This window comes from Microbacterium hydrocarbonoxydans, from assembly GCF_000956475.1.
GTDB classification, from domain to species: Bacteria; Actinomycetota; Actinomycetes; order Actinomycetales; family Microbacteriaceae; genus Microbacterium; species Microbacterium hydrocarbonoxydans_A.
On sequence record NZ_JYJB01000008.1, the window covers coordinates 448172 to 468990 of the forward strand.

Consider the following 20819-nt stretch of genomic DNA (forward strand, 5'->3'; position numbering starts at 1 on the left):
TCGAACTCGTTCGAGCCGTAACCCCGTGCGGAGATCGCGCACAGATCCCGGCGGGGTGAGTTCCTTGTTCCCATTGACCATGCACATCACGAGAGCTGCGCTCTGCAGACCGCGTCTCGTCTGCCTGTGAGCGTTCGATCCGTGCTTCCCGGCTATGTTTCACGTGAAACGTCCGGGCACTTGGCCCCACTCCCCCGGCTTCAGATTCGTTCGCGCCTACTCGCGGACGGAGATGACGGATAGATCCCGGTGAGGGTGTTCCTTGTTCCCCCTGACCATGCACATCACGAGAGCTGCGCTCTGCAGACCGCGTTGCGTCTGCCCCTGTGAACCTTCGATACCCTGCATCCGCGCGATGTTTCACGTGAAACATCCGGGTGCACGGTGATCACCGCGGATGAGATGAAGGCCCCTGCTACTCACGCCTGGCGTGAGCCAGCGTGGAGCGGCCTCAGCCTGGCTTCCTGTGCTCGCGTGTGCTCTTCCGTGGCGAGGCCGTAGTCCTGCGTGACTCACCTGGTGACCTTCCTCGGTGGTCGACTGCTTCTTCTCGTCCGCCGTGAGTGTTCATCGTGGCCACTCCCCCGCAGGCTGTACACGGTCCGCTATCTAGAGAGGATGCAGTCCCTCGCGCCTATCCCACCCACGAGTCGACGCAGAGGAGCGTTCTGGTACTGGCTTCACGTGAGAGCGGAGGGTGCCCATGATCGGGGCTGCTCGTCTCATGGGACGCATTCCCATACCCACCCGGCGGTGCGGAGTTGATGTCGGGAAACTCTGGGGCGGCGTGCACCCCGTCCCTTCCAGGCCCTTGAGTGCTCTTGGTCAGTGATGCCCCGGAGAATCAAGGGACTCGCCAGGACTGGTGGTGTCTTTGTCGAACGGCCTGGCCGCTTCTTCTGCCCCGCTGCCCGAGGAGAGCCTCTGGTCGGGCGCGGGAGAGATAGCGCCCGGGTATCGGCGCGATACCGGAGCACCCTCGCACCGGGGCCCACCACCGGGAGCACCTGAGCGCAGGTGGGGCTTAGACGTGAGGTACGTTTCACGTGAAACACCATGCGCCGCGCTCGACCTCTCCCCGTCGATGCCGACGTCGCGCAGCCAGGCGCGGGAGCTGGCGCGCTGGGGATGAACCGCTATCTCCGTGCGTGGTCTTTGCGGATGCCACCTGTGACACCTCTATTCGCAATGGAATGCGCAGGGGATGGCGACTCGTCTGTCGCACGGTGCGGTGGTGTTTCACGTGAAACACCACCTATCGCCCCGATCACTTCCGACGGGCGGAGCACCGCACGCAGTGGGCGGGATAGAGGAGCACCTCCCGACTTGGGAAGTGAGAGCGCGTGCATCCGGCACACTGAATCCCGGATGAGTTCCTCGCTATCTACCTCGGGCAGGGAAAAGTCGACTGACGGCGGAAGCTCCATGTCGGCCGGCCATCTGGTCCCCGGCGCGATTCGACACAATCGACTCCTCTCCAAGAAGAGACGAGGACTGAGGTCGTATCTGCACAGTCCCCGCGCCACCCTGTTGCGTTCTATGGCCCTCAAACACGGCCGATCTCCCCGGCCAGTATCGCGACAGGTACGCGCGGCAGGCACGAGACCGCACTACACCACGTACGCATGTGGCGTATTACTCACATCTTGCTGACACGGCGGTGTGGTTTCACGTGAAACGGCCGGGTCGCGAAGCGCATCAGCCGATGGGCCCCGGTCCCACAGGAGTCGGGTTACCCGACCATCCCGACGGTTCTCACCCGCCCTAAACGACCGCGTGTCGTCCATTCGAAAGGTGACTCCCACCCGATGCTCCTCCGAATCGCGGTCTCACTCACTCCTAGGCAGACGCGTGACAATCGAGGGTGCTACCTCCGGGCGCCTGCGGTGCGAGCGACATTCGGGTCCCTTCATCGCCGACTAGAGCCCCACCCGATCGTCGGTAGCCGTCCTCACGCGTAGTGTTTCACGTGAAACATGTAGGACGCAGGGTGTCATTGCAGCCCGTAGCCTGCAGATCCCCATGCGGGATCATGCCCCGTCCTGTGCCTCTCGACACCTGGCTCTGTCGCTTTGCCCCCCGGGTTCTTATGACCCGGGAGGCCCCAGGTGCAACCCCATACCCCGCGCTCACCAGCACTGCACCTCGATCACTGCGAGTGCGCCGCGGCATAGGCGGCTTTCGTGCCGCCAATCGCAGACGTCGCGCTCATTCATGCGCCCGGATACGTCCACGTGCAAGTACTTCCCGCCTACCGCTGCGCGTACGTAGTCACCGTATGTACGACCCGCAGCGTATTCGAGCCCAAAAGCCACGGCAGCCCCTCGGTTTCACGTGAAACATCACATATCCGAGGGCACAGTAGAAGCGGGCTGCACGGACAACAGATGAGACCCGACACCATCAGGGATCCACACGCCGCTCCGCACTTCAGCCGGCCAAGCACCCATCCCCTTTGACTCCGATCCGGAGCAGACACGTGTTGCTGATCACCACTTGGCCAGCCGACCGTACCTCGCCCCCAGTGAACGCTCGGTTTGCCTGATTTCGCCGCTGCATACGTGGATGCCAGCGCGGCGATGCTCCGATGCCCACAACGGAGCCGAGTGTCACTCTGTCACCGCCCTGTGGGATACGCAAGGGTGCATCAAGCAAATAATGCCAGGACCCGAACAGTGCCCGAACGGTTTGAGTGAGTACCCAGTTGCATGTTTCACGTGAAACATGGCTAGGAGCCAAAGGCATCGTAAGCCACTCTCCGAGTTAGATCAGAAGAGGTGCAGCCGATACTCGAATCGAGGATGTTTCACGTGAAACATCGACAGAATCTCAGCGGACGGTCGCTCGCAGGACTCGCGTCGTCTCCGCCAAGACGCCTTCACCAAGCACCTCGACCCGAACATTCGACAGGCGGTGCTTCTTGATCGCCTTCTGCGCCGCGTCGATCTCGTTGGAGACGTTGAGCCCCTTGAGGAAAGCAAGCTCTCCCCCGTCACGGACCAGCGGTGCAGTGATGGGAATCAGAGTACGCAGCGCACTGACCGCGCGTGCTGTGACGACATCGAAGCCCTCGGGCCGCCGGACATCCTCGGCACGGGCGCGAAGCACCTCGACGTTGCTGAGTCCCAGCCCCGCGACCTGCTCGTTCAGCCAGGTGACTCGCCGTTCCATCGGCTCGACGAGCGTCCACTGAACATCCGGACGCGCGATCGCGAGCACCACACCCGGCAAACCTGCACCGGACCCGATGTCAGCGACCGAGCCATGGAACAGCGGCGCAGCGATCACACTGTTCAGAATGTGCCGAGTCCACAGACGAGGAAGCTCCAGCGGGCCGATCAGGCCCCGCTCCTCTCCCTCGCGGGCGAGAGAATCGGTGAACTGGCGAGCCAGATCGATGCGGTCACCGAACAGCTCGGCCGCGATGGCCGGCTCGACCTCTACCTCAGCGGCATCCGCCTGAGTCATCGATTCTGCTCCCCGGTTTCTGGAATCGTGAGACGTCAGTGACGGCGAAGCACGGTGTGGCGGTCAGCGCCCTCGCCGTACGACTCCGAGACGAGTCCCCGCTCAGCCGCGATGTCGTGCACCAGCTTGCGCTCGTAGCTCGACATGGCCGGCAGGGAGGCCTGGGATGCGCCCTCGTCGAGCTTCACCGCAGCGGCGTTCACGAGAGTCTCCAGCTGACGTCGACGAGTGTCGCGGGATCCGCCGATGTCGAGGATCAGACGTGAGAAGGAGCCCGTCTTGCTCTGCACCGCGAGACGGGTGAGCTCCTGCAGAGCCTGCACAGTGTCGGGGGCTGAGAGCAGAGCCAGGCCGTCGCCCTCGGCTTCCACCGAGACATAGGCCCGGCCCTGACGTACGTCGAGGTTCAGATCTCCGTCGATGTCGGCGATGTCCAGGAGCTCCTCAAGGAAGTCCGCGGCGACATCGCCTTCGTTCTCGAGCTGAGCGACGGTCGGCTCGGTCGACTCGATGACGTTCTCACTCATGCGGCTGGGCCCTTCTTCTTCGCACGCTTCTTACCCACGGGCTGCTGACGCTTCGGGGCCTCAGCCTTGGCCTTCTCGACCTCGGCGACCAGACGCTGCTGCTCCGCTTCGTAGACGGAGATCGGCACGACCTTGCCGTCGGAGTTGATCGCCTTGCCCTTGCGAGCAAGGCGCTCTTCACGAGCCTTGGCCGCTTCAGAACCAGGCGTCGGCATCTCGCGGATGACGAGGAACTGCTGGCCCATGGTCCACAGGTTCGAGATGAACCAGTACACGACCACGCCGAGGGGGAAGAACACACCCGAGAAGATGAAGCCCAGCGGCAGCACGTAGAGCATGATCTTCTGCATCTGATACGCCTGGCCGGTCTTGGCCTCGGGCGACAGGTTCTTCGAGATGATCTGCAGCTGGGTGAAGAACTGCGAGCCGATCATCAGCACGACGAGGGTGACGAGGATCACGATGGCCGTGGTGTTCTGGGCGTCGACCGCGTTGCCGAGCGTCTGGTGCAGAGATGCGACGCCGAAGAGCTTCGCGTTGTAGAACTCCTGGGTGAGCTCGGCGTTCAGCAGACCGACGCCGCCGATCTCGTGCGTCGCGTGCTTGGTCACATCGCTCAGAACCGAGTACAGCGAGAAGAAGACCGGCATCTGCACAAGGAGCGGAAGACAGCTCGACATCGGCGTCGTGCCGTGCTTCTTGTACAGCGCCATGGTCTCGCGACTCATCGCCTCACGGCTGAGCTGATCCTTCTTGCCGCGGTACTTCTCCTGGACTTTCCGCAGTTCAGGAGCAATTTCCATCATCTTGCGCTGGCTCTTGATCTGCTTCACGAAGAGCGGGATCAGCGCCGCGCGGACGACGATGACGAGACCGACGATGGACAGCACCCACGTGAGTCCGCTGTCCGCCTCGAGCCCGACGGCGGTCAGCAGCCAGTGCCATGCCACCAGCACGAGCTCGACCAGCCACTTCAGCGGCCAGAGGATCGTGCCGAGCAGGTCGAAGCCGCCGGCGGCGGCTCCCGACGGTGTCGGCGACGGCGTAGCCGCAGCGAGCAGGAGGTCAAGACCCACTGTTCAGTCCTTTCGGGCAGGGACGACGAAACCGCGGGCGGTCAGGTCGTAGCGGAAGTGTTCGTGCGGATGGACGTCGTCGACGCCTCCGCGAGTCCAGGGATTGCAACGGAGGATGCGCCATGCCGAGAGCAGAGCTCCCCGCACGGCGCCGTGTTGTTGCACCGCACCTACAGCGTAAGCCGAGCAGGACGGATAGTACGCACAGACGTCGCCATACAGCGGCGAGATCACCTTGCGGTACGCCGTGAGAAAGCCCAGCACGAGATTCCTCGGGATCAGCGGGATGCTGCGCAGCAGGTCTTCCGGCTGCATCCGAGCCGTGCCGACCGAGCTCGCCGGCAGGGCGCTCATGACGGCATCCGCTCGAGGCGTCCGATACAGCGGTTCACATCTGCACTCAGCTCGGCATAGCTCGCCGTCGCCGACGCAGGAAGGGCACGGATGACGACATCCGTGCCCTCGGGAACACGCTCGAGCGCCTCCGCACACACGGCTTTGAGTCGCCGGCGCACGGTGTTGCGCACCACAGCGGTGCCCACCTGCTTGCTGATGATGAACCCGAACCGCGGGACTCTGCTCTCACCCGTCGACAACATCGAGGTCACGACGCGCGACCCGCCACAACGGGAACCGCGCCGAACGACCAGTCGATAGTCGCTCCCGCGAGTCAGCCGGAACGGGCGGGCTAGCACAGTGGCTTACGCGGAAAGCTCGACGCGGCCCTTCCCGCGGCGAGCCGACAGGATTGCGCGGCCGGCGCGGGTGCGCATGCGGGCACGGAAGCCGTGCTTCTTGGCGCGACGACGGTTGTTGGGCTGGAAAGTGCGCTTGCTCATGGAATCACTCCGGGAATGCTGCCACCGGAATCAGTTTCGACCGGAGACATAGGGATCTGCCGTTCAGGCATAAGTCAACCGATTAAGGGTACGTCCTGCCGGCGCGCAGAGCAAATCTGCGCGCTCACCGGGTTCTCATCCGCCGAAATCCGCACAGCCATTATCCACAACCTTCTCCCCGGCGGCACACTCAACACGCCCGCGGATTTTCAAGGGCAGGTTGCTGTTCTCTCCACAGGTGACTACCGTGGCATCCGAAGTTATCCACAGGGGGGACGCGTTCTCGTGCCTTCCCACTCGATCCCTGCCCGGAGCGTCATGTCCTCACCTGCCCAGCCCGACGTCCCGATCTGGACCACTGTGCAGGAGCTCCTCGAGGCGGACGACCGGGTGACCCCCCAGCTCCAGGGGTTCCTGAGCCTCGCGGTTCCCGCCGGCGTCATGGCGGCGACCCTCTACCTCGAGGTGCCGAACGACCTCACCGCGGCGCAGATCAACAAGCGCCTGCGGCTGCCGATCATGGAGGCACTCGCGCACGTGGGCGAAGAGGTCACCTCGTACCGCGTCGTCGTGAACCATGAACTCGCCGAGCAGCCGACCGCCCCGATCGCCGTCGCCGACTACGGGCGCCAGGAGCAGCAGCGGCCCGAGTCGCCCATGGAGCAGCCCACCCCCCTGCGCCACGAATCGCGGCTGAACCCGAAGTACACCTTCGACAACTTCGTGATCGGGCAGTCCAACCGGTTCGCCCACGCAGCGGCCGTCGCGGTCGCCGAGGCCCCGGCCAAGGCGTACAACCCGCTGTTCATCTACGGCGACTCGGGTCTCGGCAAGACCCACCTCCTGCACGCGATCGGCGACTACGCGCAGTCCCTCTACGCGGGGGTGAAGGTGCGGTACGTCTCCAGCGAGGAGTTCACCAACGATTTCATCAACTCGATCGCCAACAACCGCGGCGCAGCGTTCCAGGCGCGGTATCGCGAGGTCGACATCCTCCTCATCGACGACATCCAGTTCCTCCAGGGTCGCGCCGAGACCCAGGAGGCCTTCTTCCACACGTTCAACACGCTGCACGACCACAACAAGCAGGTCGTGATCACAAGCGACGTCGCACCCAAGCTGCTCACCGGGTTCGAAGACCGCATGCGCAGCCGCTTCGAGTGGGGCCTCATCACCGACGTGCAGGCGCCCGACCTCGAGACGCGCATCGCGATCCTCCGCAAGAAGGCGCAGAGCGAATCGCTGCACATCCCCGACGAGGTGCTCGAGTACATCGCCACCGTCGTCTCCTCCAACATCCGCGAACTCGAGGGCGCTCTCATCCGCGTCTCCGCCTTCGCGAGCCTGAACCGTTCGGCGCTCGACATCTCGCTCGCCCAGACGGTGCTGCGCGACATCATCGACACGGCAGAGGACAACATCATCTCGCCGACCGACATCATCACGGCGACCGCGCAGTACTTCAAGCTCACCGTCGACGACCTCTACGGATCGAGCCGATCGCAGCAGATCGCGACGGCACGACAGATCGCGATGTACCTGTGCCGCGAGCGCACGAGTCTGTCGCTGCCGAAGATCGGCCAGCTGTTCGGCAACCGCGACCACACCACGGTCATGTACGCGTACAAGAAGATCAGTGACCTCATGAAGGAGCGGCGCTCGATCTACAACCAGGTCACGGAGATCACCACGCAACTCGGACGGCGCTGAGCGCCCCCCATCCGCCTCTCTTCGAAAAGGGGGACACAGTGTCTGATCGGGCGCTGTGTCCCCCTTTTCGCGGTTTTCGCGGGCATCTCAGAGTCACGGGACCGCGTTTGCACACATGTGGATAACTTGTGGATGAATCCCGATCGGGTCGGGACGGCTGTGGTGTTAACGGGACAACCTGTGGATAACTCGGGGATACTCCACAGACGGGCGGATGCCGTCCACCCGCGGTTTCCTCAGGGATTCCACAAGTGACAAGCGTGTAGTTCCCTACTCGCGTCTGCTTTCCACCGACTTATCCACAGTTTCCACAGTTGTTAACACCGTTAAGGAGTTAACCCGTTTCAGGCGCGATCCGATCACCAGACGGTGTGGAACCGTCGACGCGACGGCGAAGCCCGTCGACGAATCACAAGTCGTAGGGAAGTGTTCGAGTGTGGGGCTAGCATGGGAAGCCCTGCAGTGGCAGGGCCGCGCACATCGTGTCATTCCACCGGCGATGCGACGCTCAGAGAACGACGAGGAGCACCCGTGAGGTTTCAGGTCAACCGCGATGTCTTCAGCGAGGCTGTCTCCTTCGTGGTCAAGCTGCTGCCGCAGCGCAACCCGCAGCCGATCCTCGCGGGAGTGCTGATCGAAGCCGACGGCACGGGGCTCACCCTCTCGGCGTTCGACTACGAAGCATCCGCTCGCACGACGATCGAGGCGACAGTCGACACACCGGGCACGATCCTCGTGCACGGCCGCCTGCTGTCGGACATCGCGAGCCGTCTTCCGAACGCGCCGATCGAGATCGCGGTCGAGGAGGACGGCGGGATCGCGGTCACCTGCGGATCCGCCCGCTTCACCCTGGCTGCGATGCCTGTCGAGGAGTATCCGTCGATCCCCGAGGTGAGCGGCACGTCGGGTGTCGTTCCCGCAGACGACTTCGGCACCGCCATCTCGCAGGTCGGATTCGCCGCGTCTCGCGACGACGTCACCCCCGTGCTCACCGGTGTGCAGCTCGAGGTCTCGGGCCAGAACCTGAGCCTGGTCGCCACCGACCGCTACCGCGTCTCGCTGCGGGATGTTCCGTGGGATGGCGAAGCCGTCGAATCGAGCGCTCTCGTACCCGCGCGGACCCTGGTCGAGGTCGGCAAGACCTTCGGACACGCGGGAACCATCCAGATCGCCTTCTCGGGTGCAGGCGATCGCGAGATCATCGCGTTCACCGCGGGCAACAAGACCGTGACCTCCCTCCTGATCAAGGGCAATTTCCCCCCGGTCCGCCGACTCTTCCCCGAGCAGACCGATCACTACGCGGTCGTGAACACCGCCGACCTCATCGAGGCCGTCCGCCGAGTGTCGCTCGTGCTCGATCGCGCAGCTCCCCTGCGGTTCACGTTCACGAGCGACAGCGTCACGATGGATGCTTCGGGCAGCGAGCACGCCCGCGCCTCCGAGTCGGTGGACGCCATCCTGCACGGCGGTGATGAGGTGACGCTCGGACTGAACCCGCAGTACCTGACCGAGGCGCTCGGCGCCGTCAAGAGCGAGTTCGTGCGCGTCACCTTCACCTCGAGCGACAACGCGAACAAGCTCAGCCCGGTGCTGATCACCAGTCAGACCTCCGTCGACCAGGCCGGCCTCGACTCGTTCAAGTACCTGCTGCAGCCCAACCTGCTTCTCCGCTGAGCATCCACGACAGGGTCTGATCGACGCCGATCGGGCGCGCTCGGCATCGCCAGGAGCCGTCGACTCCGTCGATCGACGCAGCCGAGACCGGTCTGAGCTGCCGCGCCGCGGGGTCGGACCTTCGCTCTCCGTGGCTCTCAGCGCCGATTTTCGGCCTGCGCGCCTCGAAGTCACGTCGAATCGGGTCGAAATCGCCTCTCAGAGCGATTCTCCGGTGGACCAGGAGACGCCGATCCTGGCCGTTCGCTGCCTGACGCGACAGCAGACACGACCCTGCACTGCCGTTACGTCTCGGAAACGGCGGCGCAGAGTCCGCGAAACATGACCCTGCGAGAGTCGCCGTACCCGAAGAGCACGGCGGCTCCGCACCCCGCCGTGCTGCCGCGCTCGTCTTCCCCCGAGACGAAAGACGCCTCCGCATGTCGCATCATCCCCCTGCCCGAATTCCCCGGCTGCTCCTCGCAGCGTTGTCGATCGGCGTCGTCGCGTTCGTCCCGCTCGGCGGTGCGGTACCGGCATCCGCCGCAGTCGTCCCCGACGACACACTCGTTCTGACCGCAGAACCGGCTTCTGTCTCCGTGGGCGACACCGTGACCGTGACTGTGTCGGCGACTGGATTGACCGACCTGTATGCCTACGACCTGGACGTCGCCGCCGACCCGGAGCTTCTCGCCTTCGTCGCAGGGAGCGGGACGACACCCGCCAGAGGGTTCGGTTCCGCGACGGGAGAGGCCGGCACGGTCTCCGTGATCGCGACACGGCTCGGCACGTCGCCGGGACTCGTGGGCGACCAGACGCTCGTCACTCTGAGCTTCACGGCCCTGACCGCGGGGACAGCCGAGATATCCCTCGCCGCGGGAAGCCTGGTCGACTCCGCCGGAGCCGCGACACCGATCGACACCTCGGACGAGTCGTTGACGGCAGCCGTCGAGATCACCGGTGTCGACGACGCGGGAGCCGACGCGCAGGGAGCCGCCGACGGCGCCGGCAACGCCGGCTCCGGGGGCACGGACGGATCGACCGGGGGCGCCCCGACGAGCTCGGGATCACTCGCGATCACCGGAGCGGATGCCGCGCCATGGCTGATCGCCGCCGGCATCGCGGCGATCTTCGCCGCAGCCGGAGCCGTCCTCGCGATGCGACGGAGGACTCGATGACCCGCAACGCCCGCACACCCGACCTCACCATCGGAGGGAACACCGTGAAGAGCACGACCATCCGTCTCACCTCCATCGCCGCAGTGTCGGTCGCGATCGTCGCCGCCTCCGGAGTCTCCGGCGCGGCCGCCAGCGCGGCATCCGCCACGACCGCGCCGATCCTGGCGCCGTACTACACCCAGCTCGACGTCACGGGAGACGATCGCGTGACGGCCGAAGACCTCGCCGTCGCAGCTGCCGCCATCGGCATCACCGAGACCTCGAGCGAGTGGGCGTCGCTGTCGATCCTCGACACCGACGCAGACGGAGAGCTCACGATCTCGGATCTGACCGACCTGTCGCACCGGATCATCTACGACGACGGCCCCTTCGAACTCGTGGAGGCGTCGGTGCTGGACATGCAGGCGGCCATGAACGCGGGAGTGGAGACGTCCGTCAGCATCACGCAGGAGTATCTCGACCGGATCGCCGCATACGACCGGGTCACGGTCGCAGGCGCCAGCCGACCGCTGAACTCCGTCATCACCGTGAACGACACGGCTCTCGACGCGGCTGCGGCCGCCGACGCCGTCCGTGCGAGCCAGGGGATGACGACCATGCTCCTCGGAGTGCCGATCGCGCTCAAGGACAACTACGACACGGTCGACATGGTCACGACCGGGGGCTGCGGCTGCTGGAACGAGAACCAGACCGACACGGATGCCGCCATGGTCGAAGGGCTGCGCGCCGACGGCGCGGTGATCATCGCGAAGACCAGCCTGGATGAGTTCGCGTACGGCTTCGTCTCGGAGTTCTCCTCGTTCCAGGCACCGGGTTCGACGCTGCTGGTGGCGAGTCCCTACGACACGTCGCGCACGGCCGGCGGGTCCAGCGGCGGCACGGGAGCTGCGATATCGGCGAACCTCGCAGCGATCGGCTTCGGGACCGACACCGGCGGGTCCATCCGGGTCCCGTCGTCGTACAACCAGCTCGTCGGCATCCGTCCCACCGTGGGACTCGCCAGTCGTGACGGCATCATCCCGCTCGCTCTCTCGCAGGACACGGGGGGCCCGATGGCCCGATCGGTCCTCGACGCCGCCGTCGCCCTGGACGCGGTCGTCGGCGTGGATGACGCTGATCCGGTCACCGCGCGTCAGACGGGCAGAGTCCCGGAGTCGTACACGGAGTATCTCGACCCGGCGGCGCTCGCGGGAGCGCGGATCGGCTACTTCGGCTCCATGGTGGGCAGCGACCCGGGCACCGTGAGGCTGTTCGGTCAGGCGACCGCTGCTCTCGCCGCACAAGGCGCGACGGTCGTCGAGGTCACTCCTCCGCAGGGGCTCGCCGCGGTGCTCGGCGAGGGATCCGGCTCGACCAACGAGTTCCTCCACGACCTCAACGGCTACATCGCCACCCATCTCGGCGCCGATGTCGAGCCTCGGACTCTCAGCGACATCCTCGCGACGGGCAACTACGTCACCTCGCGGCAGTCGGTCTACGTCGCCCGGAACAATGTGACGGAGGAGACCTATCAGGGTTGGGCCGGACCCAGCGGCAGCCACACGATCCAGCTCGCCGCCGGAAAGGATCTGGTCACCCAGTTGATGGACGACCTCGACCTCGATGCGCTCATCTACCCGAGCACGAACGCCTACGGAACTCAGGGCACCAACATGCGTCTGAGCCCGAACACGGGCATGCCCGCGGTCACGGTGCCGATGGGGCAGACGGCTCAGGGAGAGACGGCTCCGGGGAGTGGCGTGAACCTCGAGTTCCTCGGTCGCGACTTCGACGAGGGGATGCTGCTCGGTCTCGCCTACTCCTTCGAGCAGGCGACGCACGCGCGCACGAGCCCGTCTCTGTTCGGTCCGCTCGGATGACCGGCCGGCGGGGGCGCTCCGAGCGATCGGGGCGCCCCCGCCGCCACTGCGCGGCCACTTCGCTGTCGGAGTCGGCGGCTAGGCTGACTCCCGTGATTGTGGAGCACCTGAGTCTGGTCGATTTCCGCAATTACGCGACCGCTGAACTCGCTCTGCACAAGGGCCCGAACGTCCTCGTCGGCCGCAACGGACAGGGCAAGACCAATCTCGCCGAGGCCGTGGTCTTCCTCGCGACGCTGGGTTCGCATCGCGTCTCCGCTGACGCGCCCATGGTGCGCGACGGGCAGGAGTACGCGATCATCCGCGCGCGCCTGTCGCACGGCGAGCGCAAGGTCCTCGCCGAGGTGCAGCTGAACCGGCAGGGTTCGAACAAGGCGCGCATCAACGGATCACCATCGAAGACGAGCGAACTCCCCCGCTACGCGCACGTCGTGCTCTTCGCACCGGAGGACCTGCAGATCGTGCGCGGCGATCCGTCCTCCCGTCGGCGATTCGCCGACCAGCTGCTGGTCCAGCGGACCCCGCGGATGTCGGCGGTGCTCGCCGACTACGACCGGGTGCTCAAGCAGCGCACCGCGCTCCTGAAATCGGCGCGCGCCCGTGGCGTACGCGGTGAGGGTCTGAGCACGCTCGACGTCTGGGATGACAAGCTCGTCGCGCTCGGCTCCGAGATCATCGCCGCTCGTCTGAAGCTCGCAGCCGATCTGCAGCAGCCGGTCGCGGCGGCCTATGCGGCGATCGCCGGTGAAGACCATCGTCCGCAGCTCGAATGGGCCCTCTCGGTGCGCGGCGGAGATCCCGAGGAGGGCACGGATGCCGCGCTCCCCGATTCGACCGGTGATATATCCGAGATGTTCCGAGCATCCCTCGCGGCGAAGCGCGCGCAGGAGCTCGACCGGGGCCTGACGCTCACCGGTCCGCACCGAGACGACCTGATCCTGCGGGTGCGCAGCCTTCCGGTCAAGGGCTATGCCTCGCACGGCGAGTCCTGGTCGGTGGCCCTCTCGCTGCGGCTCGCCTCGGCCGAACTGCTGCGCAACGAGTCTCCGGCCGGCGATCCGGTGCTCATCCTCGATGATGTCTTCGCCGAGCTCGATGCCGACCGCCGACAGCGTCTGGCGACTCTCACCGCCGACTACGAGCAGGTGGTCGTGACCGCGGCTGTGGAGGAGGATATTCCCGAGATCCTGCACCGCCACGTGGTGCGGATCAGCGCAGGGACCATCAGCGACGAGCGCGCCGCACCGCTGAGCGAGCCGGGCGAGGCGATCGATCCGGAGCCGGATGACCGAGAGGACGAAGGATGACCGACATCTCCGACAACCTCGCCGCCGCGGCATCCGACACTCCCGAGACCGTCGCGACCTACCTCCGACTGCGCGGCCTGCAGCCGAGTTCGAAGAACTGGAAGCGCAAGCGCCGAATCTCGACAGACGACGACAATGCGCCCTTCACGCCGGGACGCGACCCTGGACCTCTAGGAGCAGTGCTCGACAAGCTCACCAGGGACTCCGGCTGGGAGGCGGCTCTCGCCCGCGAGAACGTCGTGCTGCAGTGGGACGAACTGGCAGGCGCCGACACCGCCAAGCATTCCGAGCCGGTGTCGCTCGAGCGCGGCCTGCTCACAGTGAAGTGCGATTCGACGGCCTGGGCCAAGAACCTTCAGTACATGCGGGCGACCATCCTCACCGAGATCGGCAGGCGGTATCCGGATGCCGGAGTGCAGAACCTCCGCTTCATCGGACCGGACGTCCCCTCGTGGAAATGGGGCCCCAGAGTCGTTCCAGGGCGGGGCCCGCGCGATACCTACGGGTAGGGGACCAGATATGGGGTCCGAATCGCTCAGACGGCCACACACGGCGTTCTAGCGCAGATTTCACTCCGAAAGCCCGCTAGAATGGGAGTTCGTGATATCGATGTGGAGACTGCCCTCTGATGACGCCTGAATCCCCTGACGAGACGGACCCTTCGACCAGCTCAGGGACCCAAAACCCCTCCGGTACCCCGGCACCCCGGGCGCAGCAGCCGGGTGAGTACGGCGCAGATTCCATCCAGATCCTCGAGGGTCTGGAGGCGGTCCGCAAGCGTCCGGGCATGTACATCGGCTCGACCGGCCCCCGGGGTCTCCATCACCTCGTGTACGAGATCGTCGACAACTCGGTCGATGAGGCTCTCGCCGGCTACGCCGACACGATCTTCGTGACCATGCTCGCCGACGGCGGCGTGCGAGTCATCGACAACGGCCGCGGCATCCCGGTCGATCCGCACTCCTCCGACCCGACCAAGTCCACGGTCGAGGTCGTGCTGACGATCCTGCACGCCGGTGGAAAGTTCGGTGGTGGCGCGTACGCGGTCTCCGGCGGTCTGCACGGCGTCGGCTCGTCCGTCGTGAACGCGCTCTCCACGCGGTTCGATGTCGAGGTCAAGCAGAAGGGCTTCGTGTGGCGGCACAGCTTCGCGAACGGCGGAGTCCCGCAGCAGCAGCTCGAGAAGGGCGAGGAGACCGACGAGACCGGAACCAGCATCACGTTCTGGCCGGACTCCGAGATCTTCCAGGAGACCGTCGAGTTCGACTACGACACCCTGCGCACCCGCTTCCAGCAGATGGCGTTCCTCAACAAGGGCCTGCGCATCGAGCTGACGGATGAGCGCGAAGCATCCGCCTACGAGGTCGAGGTCGACGGTCAGACCGTCACCCAGCAGCCAAACGACGTGTTCTTCTACGAGCGCGGTCTGGTCGACTACGTCGAGTACCTGAACAAGGTGCGTCACGCCGAGGTCGTCAATGAGGAGATCATCGCCTTCGAGTCGGAGGACACCGAGCGCAAGATCTCGCTCGAGGTCGCGATGCAGTGGACCACCTCGTACACCGAGAACGTGTTCACCTACGCCAACACGATCAACACGCACGAGGGTGGCACGCACGAAGAGGGATTCCGTGCGGCGCTCACCACGCTCGTCAACAAATACGCCCGTGCGAACAACCTGCTCAAGGAGAAGGACGACAACCTCTCCGGCGACGATGTGCGCGAGGGGCTGACGGCTGTCATCTCGATCAAGCTCGGCGAACCGCAGTTCGAGGGCCAGACCAAGACGAAGCTCGGCAACACCGAGGCGAAGGCGTTCGTGCAGAAGGTGGTCGGCGACCAGCTCGGCGACTGGTTCGAGCGCAATCCCTCGCAGGCCAAGAACGTGATCCGCAAGGCGATCGACGCCGCGACCGCACGTCTCGCGGCCCGCAAGGCGCGCGAGACCGCGCGCCGCAAGAGCGTGTTCGAATCGGCCGCGATGCCCGACAAGCTCAAGGACTGCACGAGCAAGGACCCGTCGATCAGCGAGATCTTCCTCGTGGAGGGAGACTCCGCAGGCGGCTCGGCCGTGCAGGGCCGCGATCCGCACACGCAGGCGATCCTCGCGCTGCGCGGCAAGATCCTCAACGTCGAGCGCGCTCGCCTCGACAAGGCGCTGGGCAACAAAGAGGTCCAGGCGATGATCCAGGCCTTCGGCACGGGCATCGGCGAGGACTTCGACATCGAGAAGGCGCGCTATCACAAGATCGTGCTGATGGCGGATGCCGACGTCGACGGTCAGCACATCACGACGCTGCTGCTGACGATGCTCTTCCGCTACATGCGCGGTCTCATCGAAGCCGGTTTCGTCTACCTCGCGATGCCGCCGCTGTACCGCCTGAAGTGGACGAACTCGGCGCACGAGTACGTGTTCAGCGACGCCGAGCGCGACGCCCTGCTCAAGCACGGCCTCGAGAACGGTAAGCGCATCCCGAAGGATGCCGGCATCCAGCGCTACAAGGGTCTCGGCGAGATGAACCCGAAGGAGCTGTGGGAGACCACGATGGATCACACCACGCGCACCCTGCGTCAGATCACCATCGAAGATGCCGCAGCCGCCGACGAGATCTTCAGCGTGCTGATGGGCGAAGACGTCGAGTCGCGGCGTGGCTTCATCCAGCGCAACGCCAAGGACGTCCGCTTCCTCGACATATGACGCTCGGCGAGCGAAGCGAGCTGCCCCGTTCGTTGAGCGAGCGCAGCGCGTCGAAACGCCGTAAGACGATCTCGAAACGCAACGAAGAATCGACACACACATGACTGACGAAGAACGCCCCGACATCAACGAGGGTCACGACCACGGCCGGATCGACCAGGTCGACCTGCAGTCCGAGATGCAGCGCAGCTACCTCGACTACGCCATGGCCGTCATCGTGGGCCGCGCGCTCCCCGACGTCCGCGACGGGCTCAAGCCCGTGCATCGGCGTGTGATCTACGGCATGTACGACGGCGGCTTCCGCCCCGACAAGTCGTTCTCGAAGTGCGCCCGCGTGGTCGGCGAGGTCATGGGTCAGTATCACCCGCACGGCGACTCGGCGATCTACGACGCCCTCGTCCGCCTCGTGCAGCCGTGGTCGCTGCGTTATCCGCTCGCGCTCGGCCAGGGCAACTTCGGCTCGCCCGGCAACATGGGCGCCGCGGCCCCTCGGTACACCGAGACGAAGATGGCCCCTCTCGCGCTCGAGATGGTGCGCGACATCGAAGAGGACACGGTCGACTTCACCGACAACTACGACGGTCAGACCCAGGAGCCGACCGTCCTGCCGTCGAGGTTCCCGAACCTCCTCGTGAACGGCTCGGTCGGCATCGCGGTGGGCATGGCGACCAACATCCCGCCGCACAACCTCCGTGAGATCTCGGCGGCGGCCCTGTGGGCGCTCGACAACCCCGGCATCTCCCGTGAGGAGCTGCTCGAGGGACTCATCCAGCGCATCCCCGGGCCCGACTTCCCGACCGGCGCCCAGATCCTGGGCACGAAGGGCGTGCAGGAGGCGTACCGCACCGGGCGCGGCTCGATCACGATGCGCGCGGTCGTCAACGTCGAGGAGATCCAGGGCCGCACGTGCCTGGTCATCACCGAGCTGCCGTACCAGGTGAACCCCGACAACGTGGCGGTGAAGATCGGCGATCTCGCCCGCGACGGCAAGATCACCGGCATCGCCGACATCCGCGACGAGTCGTCCGACCGCACCGGTCAGCGTCTGGTCGTCGTGCTCAAGCGCGACGCCGTCGCCAAGGTCGTGCTGAACAATCTGTACAAGCACACGCAGCTGCAGGAGAACTTCGGCGCGAACATGCTCGCGATCGTCGACGGGGTGCCCCGCACACTCGCGATCGACGGGTTCGTGACGCACTGGATCACCCACCAGCTCGAGGTCATCGTCCGCCGTACCGCCTTCCGCCTGCGCAAGGCCGAGGCGCGCATGCACATCCTGCGGGCGTACCTGAAGGCGCTCGACGCGCTCGACGAGGTCATCGCGCTGATCCGCCGCTCGCCCACCGTCGATGAGGCGCGTGAGGGTCTGAAGACCCTGCTCGACATCGACGACGATCAGGCCGACGCGATCCTGGCGATGCAGCTGCGCCGCCTCGCTGCCCTGGAGCGCCAGAAGATCCTCGACGAGGCCGAGGAGCTCGAATCCCTGATCAAGCAGTACAACGCGATCCTCGCCGACGAGGCTCTGCAGCGCGACATCATCCGCGAGGAGCTCACCGGCATCGTCGACCGCTTCGGTGACGAGCGTCGCACGCACATCCTGCACGGATTCGACGGCGACGTCTCGATGGAAGACCTCATCGCCGAGGAGGAGATGGTCGTCACCGTCACGCGCGACGGCTACATCAAGCGCACGCGCAGCGACAACTACCGCTCGCAGCACCGCGGCGGCAAGGGCGTCAAGGGTGCACAGCTCCGAGCGGATGACATCGTCGAGCACTTCTTCGTGACGACGACGCATCACTGGCTGCTGTTCTTCACCGACAAGGGCCGCGTCTACCGGTCCAAGACCTACGAGGTCCCCGAGTCCGGTCGCGACGCGAAGGGCACGCACGTCGCGAACCTTCTCGCGCTGCAGCCGGGTGAGAAGATCGCGCAGATCCTCGACATCCGCGACTACGAGGTCGCCGACTACCTGGTGCTCGCGACCCGCGACGGACTCGTGAAGAAGACGAGCCTGTCGAGCTACGACACCAACCGTCAGGGCGGCGTCATCGCGATCCGTCTCAATGACGAGGACGAGCTGGTCTCGGCGCTCATGGTGAACGCCGAGGACGACATCCTCCTCATCAGCCGCCGCGGCATGTCGGTGCGCTTCAGCGCGACCGACGAGGCCCTTCGTCCGATGGGCCGGGCGACCGCCGGCGTCAAGGGCATGAAGTTCCGCGACGGCGACAGCCTGCTCTCGGCATCCGTCGCCGCCCCCGGGCAGTACGTGTTCGTCGTGACCGACGGCGGCTACGCGAAGCGGACCGCGATCGACGAATACCGCGTCCAGGGACGCGGCGGATTCGGCATCAAGGTGGCCAAGCTGAACGACGATCGGGGCACTCTCGCGGGCGGTCTGATGGTCGCCGAAGACGACGAGGTCCTTGTGGTTCTGTCCAGCGGCAAGGTGGTACGCTCTGCCGTGGCCGAGGTCCCTGCCAAGGGCCGCGACACCATGGGTGTCGTGTTCGCTCGGACCACAGAAGCAGACCGCATCCTCGCGATCGCCCGAAACGGCGAGCGAGGGCTCGGTGAAGACGAGGCGGATGCGGATGCTGAATCCGCAGCCACGAGCACGGGTGATTCTGACGAGTCGACCACCCCCGGAGAGGGCCAAGACGCATGAGCACAGTAGCCGACAAGCTGGCGAAGAAGTCCACGCGCAAGACCAGCGGCAAGCAGGTCCGCCTGCGCCTGGTCTACGTCGACTTCTGGTCGGCCGTGAAGCTCTCGTTCCTCGGCGCCGTGGCGCTCGCGATCGTCACGATGGTGTCGTTCTTCCTGATCTACATGGTTCTGCAGGCCACGGGCGTCATCGCCCAGGCCGACGACTTCGTCGCGCAGTTCACCGACAACAGCATCCGGCTCACAGAGGTGGCGGGCCTGCCGCAGGTCATGGCGTTCGCCGCCGTGGTCTCGATCCTGAACCTCATCGTCTTCACGGTGCTCGGCGCCGTGATCGCGGGCATCTACAACCTGGCGGTCAAGGTCACGGGCGGTCTGCTCGTCGGCTTCATGTCGAACTGACCATCGGCGGCGCCGAGAGGTCGTGGCCGTGACGCTGACGATCGCGGAGGTGGCGGAGCGGACCGGATTGAGTCCGCACACGCTCAGGTACTACGAGCGCGACGGCCTGCTCCTGCGCGACGTGGAGCGGGCGCCTTCGGGGCGACGCGCCTACAGCGAAGACGATGTCAACGGCATCCAGGTGATCGCGCGGCTGCGGGCGACGGGGATGCCGGTCGCCGAGATCCGCCGGTACGCGCAGCTCGCGAGGCACGGCGACACCTCGGTGCTCTCGCGCCTGCAGCTCCTGCAGGCGCACCGGGAGCGGGTCGTGGCGGAGCTGAGTGAGACGCAGCGGCACCTCGAGGCGATCGAGACGAAGATCGCGCTCTATCAGCGGATGCTCGACGGCGACTTGACTTAGAGCGCGCTCGAAGGGGTTGGCTTGTGTCATGACCATTGCGACACGAACCCTCGGCTCCGCCTCTTCGCTCACCGTCTCCGCTCTGGGCCTCGGCTGCATGGGGATGTCCGAGTTCTACGGCGCCCCCGATCCCGACTCCGGCTTCGCGACGATCCGGCACGCGCTCGATCTCGGGGTGACCTTCCTCGACACGGCCGACATGTACGGGCCGTTCGTCAACGAGCAGCTGGTGGGACGCGCGATCGCCGGGCGCCGCGACGAGGTGCAGCTCGCCACCAAGTTCGGGATCATGCGCGGTGAGGCCGGCGAGCGGCTGGGCATCAACGGGTCGCCCGAGTACATCCGCGCCGCCTGCGACGCCTCACTGCAGCGTCTCGGCGTCGACCACATCGACCTGTACTACCAGCACCGCGTCGATCCGCAGGTTCCCATCGAGGAGACCGTCGGCGCGATGTCCGAGCTCGTCGCGGCGGGGAAGGTGCGCCACCTCGGCCTGTCCGAGGCATCAGGATCGACCATCAGGCGGGCACACGCCGTTCACCCCATCACCGCCGTCGAGACCGAGTACTCGCTGTTCACGAGAGACGTCGAGGACGAGGTGCTCCCGGTGCTCCGCGAGCTGGGGATCGGGCTGGTCCCGTACTCGCCGCTGGGTCGCGGAATCCTCACCGGACGGATGACCGTCGAGTCCGTCGCCGGTGCGGGCGACGTCCGCGCGACCGCGGCGTTCCCCCGGTTCCAGGGCGAAGCGCTGCAGACGAACCTGACGATCGCGGCGAAGGTGACAGAGATCGCCGAGGCTCGCGGCTGCACGCCGGGTCAGCTCGCTCTCGCGTGGCTGCTGGCGCAGGGCGACGACGTGGTGCCGATCCCCGGTACGCGTCGTGTCGAGTATCTCGAGGAGAACGTCGCGGCGGCCGACCTGTCGCTCACCGATGCCGAGGTGACGGAGCTCACGGCCGCCGTCCCTCGCGAGGCCGTGGCCGGATCCCGCTACGGGGACATGAGCGCGATCGACGAGTGACG

The 20819-nt window shown here is 65.8% G+C and carries 17 protein-coding genes; 11 read left to right on the top strand and 6 right to left on the bottom strand.

Annotated features, from left to right (window positions below):
- Window positions 1-2829 precede the first annotated feature (2829 nt).
- Genes rsmG through rpmH form a run of 6 tightly spaced genes read right to left on the bottom strand, consistent with a single transcriptional unit; the run spans window position 2830 to window position 5910 of the window.
- A complete protein-coding gene (gene rsmG, locus RS84_RS08830; protein ID WP_045257395.1) occupies window positions 2830-3468 on the bottom strand; it encodes a 16S rRNA (guanine(527)-N(7))-methyltransferase RsmG in 639 nt (212 codons plus the stop codon).
- A gap of 35 nt (window positions 3469-3503) precedes the next feature.
- The gene (locus tag RS84_RS08835) at window positions 3504-3995 is read right to left on the bottom strand and encodes a protein jag (RefSeq protein ID WP_045257396.1); all 492 of its coding nucleotides are present in this window, start codon (window positions 3993-3995) and stop codon (window positions 3504-3506) included.
- Complete coding sequence (gene yidC, locus RS84_RS08840) at window positions 3992-5071, bottom strand: membrane protein insertase YidC (RefSeq protein ID WP_045257397.1); 1080 nt, start codon at window positions 5069-5071, stop codon at window positions 3992-3994. Before yidC ends, RS84_RS08835 begins: the two co-directional genes overlap by 4 nt.
- A gap of 3 nt (window positions 5072-5074) precedes the next feature.
- Window positions 5075-5425, bottom strand: coding sequence for a membrane protein insertion efficiency factor YidD (gene yidD / locus RS84_RS08845; RefSeq protein WP_045257398.1), 351 nt, complete (start codon window positions 5423-5425; stop codon window positions 5075-5077).
- The gene (gene rnpA, locus RS84_RS08850; protein ID WP_082062106.1) at window positions 5422-5766 is read right to left on the bottom strand and encodes a ribonuclease P protein component; all 345 of its coding nucleotides are present in this window, start codon (window positions 5764-5766) and stop codon (window positions 5422-5424) included. The genes yidD and rnpA overlap by 4 nt, the downstream gene beginning before the upstream one ends.
- A 6-nt stretch (window positions 5767-5772) precedes the next feature.
- On the bottom strand, window positions 5773-5910 hold the full coding sequence (gene rpmH, locus RS84_RS08855) for a 50S ribosomal protein L34 (protein ID WP_045257399.1): 138 nt from the start codon (window positions 5908-5910) through the stop codon (window positions 5773-5775).
- Window positions 5911-6228: 318 nt separating this feature from the next.
- Between rpmH and dnaA the strand changes: the two genes are divergently transcribed.
- The 11 genes from dnaA to RS84_RS08910 all read left to right on the top strand — a co-directional run bounded on the left by dnaA (window position 6229) and on the right by RS84_RS08910 (window position 20817).
- Window positions 6229-7620 (top strand): chromosomal replication initiator protein DnaA, encoded by a 1392-nt coding sequence (gene dnaA, locus RS84_RS08860; protein ID WP_045257400.1) that lies wholly within the window; start codon window positions 6229-6231, stop codon window positions 7618-7620.
- 531 nt (window positions 7621-8151) lie between these two features.
- Complete coding sequence (dnaN, locus tag RS84_RS08865; RefSeq protein ID WP_045257401.1) at window positions 8152-9294, top strand: DNA polymerase III subunit beta; 1143 nt, start codon at window positions 8152-8154, stop codon at window positions 9292-9294.
- A 419-nt stretch (window positions 9295-9713) separates the two neighbouring features.
- Window positions 9714-10451, top strand: a complete 738-nt coding sequence (locus RS84_RS08870) for a cohesin domain-containing protein (protein ID WP_082062107.1) — start codon at window positions 9714-9716, stop codon at window positions 10449-10451.
- A complete protein-coding gene (locus RS84_RS08875) occupies window positions 10448-12310 on the top strand; it encodes an amidase family protein (protein WP_082062108.1) in 1863 nt (620 codons plus the stop codon). Before RS84_RS08870 ends, RS84_RS08875 begins: the two co-directional genes overlap by 4 nt.
- A 92-nt stretch (window positions 12311-12402) precedes the next feature.
- Window positions 12403-13617 (top strand): DNA replication/repair protein RecF, encoded by a 1215-nt coding sequence (gene recF, locus RS84_RS08880; RefSeq protein WP_082062109.1) that lies wholly within the window; start codon window positions 12403-12405, stop codon window positions 13615-13617.
- On the top strand, window positions 13614-14126 hold the full coding sequence (locus tag RS84_RS08885) for a DUF721 domain-containing protein (protein ID WP_045257403.1): 513 nt from the start codon (window positions 13614-13616) through the stop codon (window positions 14124-14126). Before recF ends, RS84_RS08885 begins: the two co-directional genes overlap by 4 nt.
- 119 nt (window positions 14127-14245) lie before the next feature.
- Entirely contained in the window at window positions 14246-16315 is a 2070-nt protein-coding gene (gene gyrB, locus RS84_RS08890; protein WP_082062110.1) for a DNA topoisomerase (ATP-hydrolyzing) subunit B, read from the top strand.
- Window positions 16316-16415: 100 nt separating this feature from the next.
- A complete protein-coding gene (gene gyrA, locus RS84_RS08895) occupies window positions 16416-18989 on the top strand; it encodes a DNA gyrase subunit A (protein WP_045257404.1) in 2574 nt (857 codons plus the stop codon).
- Complete coding sequence (locus RS84_RS08900) at window positions 18986-19390, top strand: DUF3566 domain-containing protein (protein WP_045257405.1); 405 nt, start codon at window positions 18986-18988, stop codon at window positions 19388-19390. The genes gyrA and RS84_RS08900 overlap by 4 nt, the downstream gene beginning before the upstream one ends.
- Window positions 19391-19418: 28 nt before the next feature.
- A complete protein-coding gene (locus tag RS84_RS08905) occupies window positions 19419-19793 on the top strand; it encodes a MerR family transcriptional regulator (protein ID WP_235281433.1) in 375 nt (124 codons plus the stop codon).
- Window positions 19794-19827: 34 nt separating this feature from the next.
- Window positions 19828-20817 (top strand): aldo/keto reductase, encoded by a 990-nt coding sequence (locus tag RS84_RS08910; protein ID WP_045257521.1) that lies wholly within the window; start codon window positions 19828-19830, stop codon window positions 20815-20817.
- Window positions 20818-20819: the final 2 nt, after the last annotated feature.

Coding starts and splice junctions, on each gene's coding strand:
- rsmG (WP_045257395.1), bottom strand. CDS start 3,468: ATGACTCAGGCGGATGCCGCTGAGGTAGAGGTCGAGCCGGCCATCGCG.
- RS84_RS08835 (WP_045257396.1), bottom strand. CDS start 3,995: ATGAGTGAGAACGTCATCGAGTCGACCGAGCCGACCGTCGCTCAGCTC.
- yidD (WP_045257398.1), bottom strand. CDS start 5,425: ATGAGCGCCCTGCCGGCGAGCTCGGTCGGCACGGCTCGGATGCAGCCG.
- rpmH (WP_045257399.1), bottom strand. CDS start 5,910: ATGAGCAAGCGCACTTTCCAGCCCAACAACCGTCGTCGCGCCAAGAAG.
- dnaA (WP_045257400.1), top strand. CDS start 6,229: ATGTCCTCACCTGCCCAGCCCGACGTCCCGATCTGGACCACTGTGCAG.
- RS84_RS08870 (WP_082062107.1), top strand. CDS start 9,714: ATGTCGCATCATCCCCCTGCCCGAATTCCCCGGCTGCTCCTCGCAGCG.
- RS84_RS08875 (WP_082062108.1), top strand. CDS start 10,448: ATGACCCGCAACGCCCGCACACCCGACCTCACCATCGGAGGGAACACC.
- RS84_RS08885 (WP_045257403.1), top strand. CDS start 13,614: ATGACCGACATCTCCGACAACCTCGCCGCCGCGGCATCCGACACTCCC.
- gyrB (WP_082062110.1), top strand. CDS start 14,246: ATGACGCCTGAATCCCCTGACGAGACGGACCCTTCGACCAGCTCAGGG.
- gyrA (WP_045257404.1), top strand. CDS start 16,416: ATGACTGACGAAGAACGCCCCGACATCAACGAGGGTCACGACCACGGC.
- RS84_RS08900 (WP_045257405.1), top strand. CDS start 18,986: ATGAGCACAGTAGCCGACAAGCTGGCGAAGAAGTCCACGCGCAAGACC.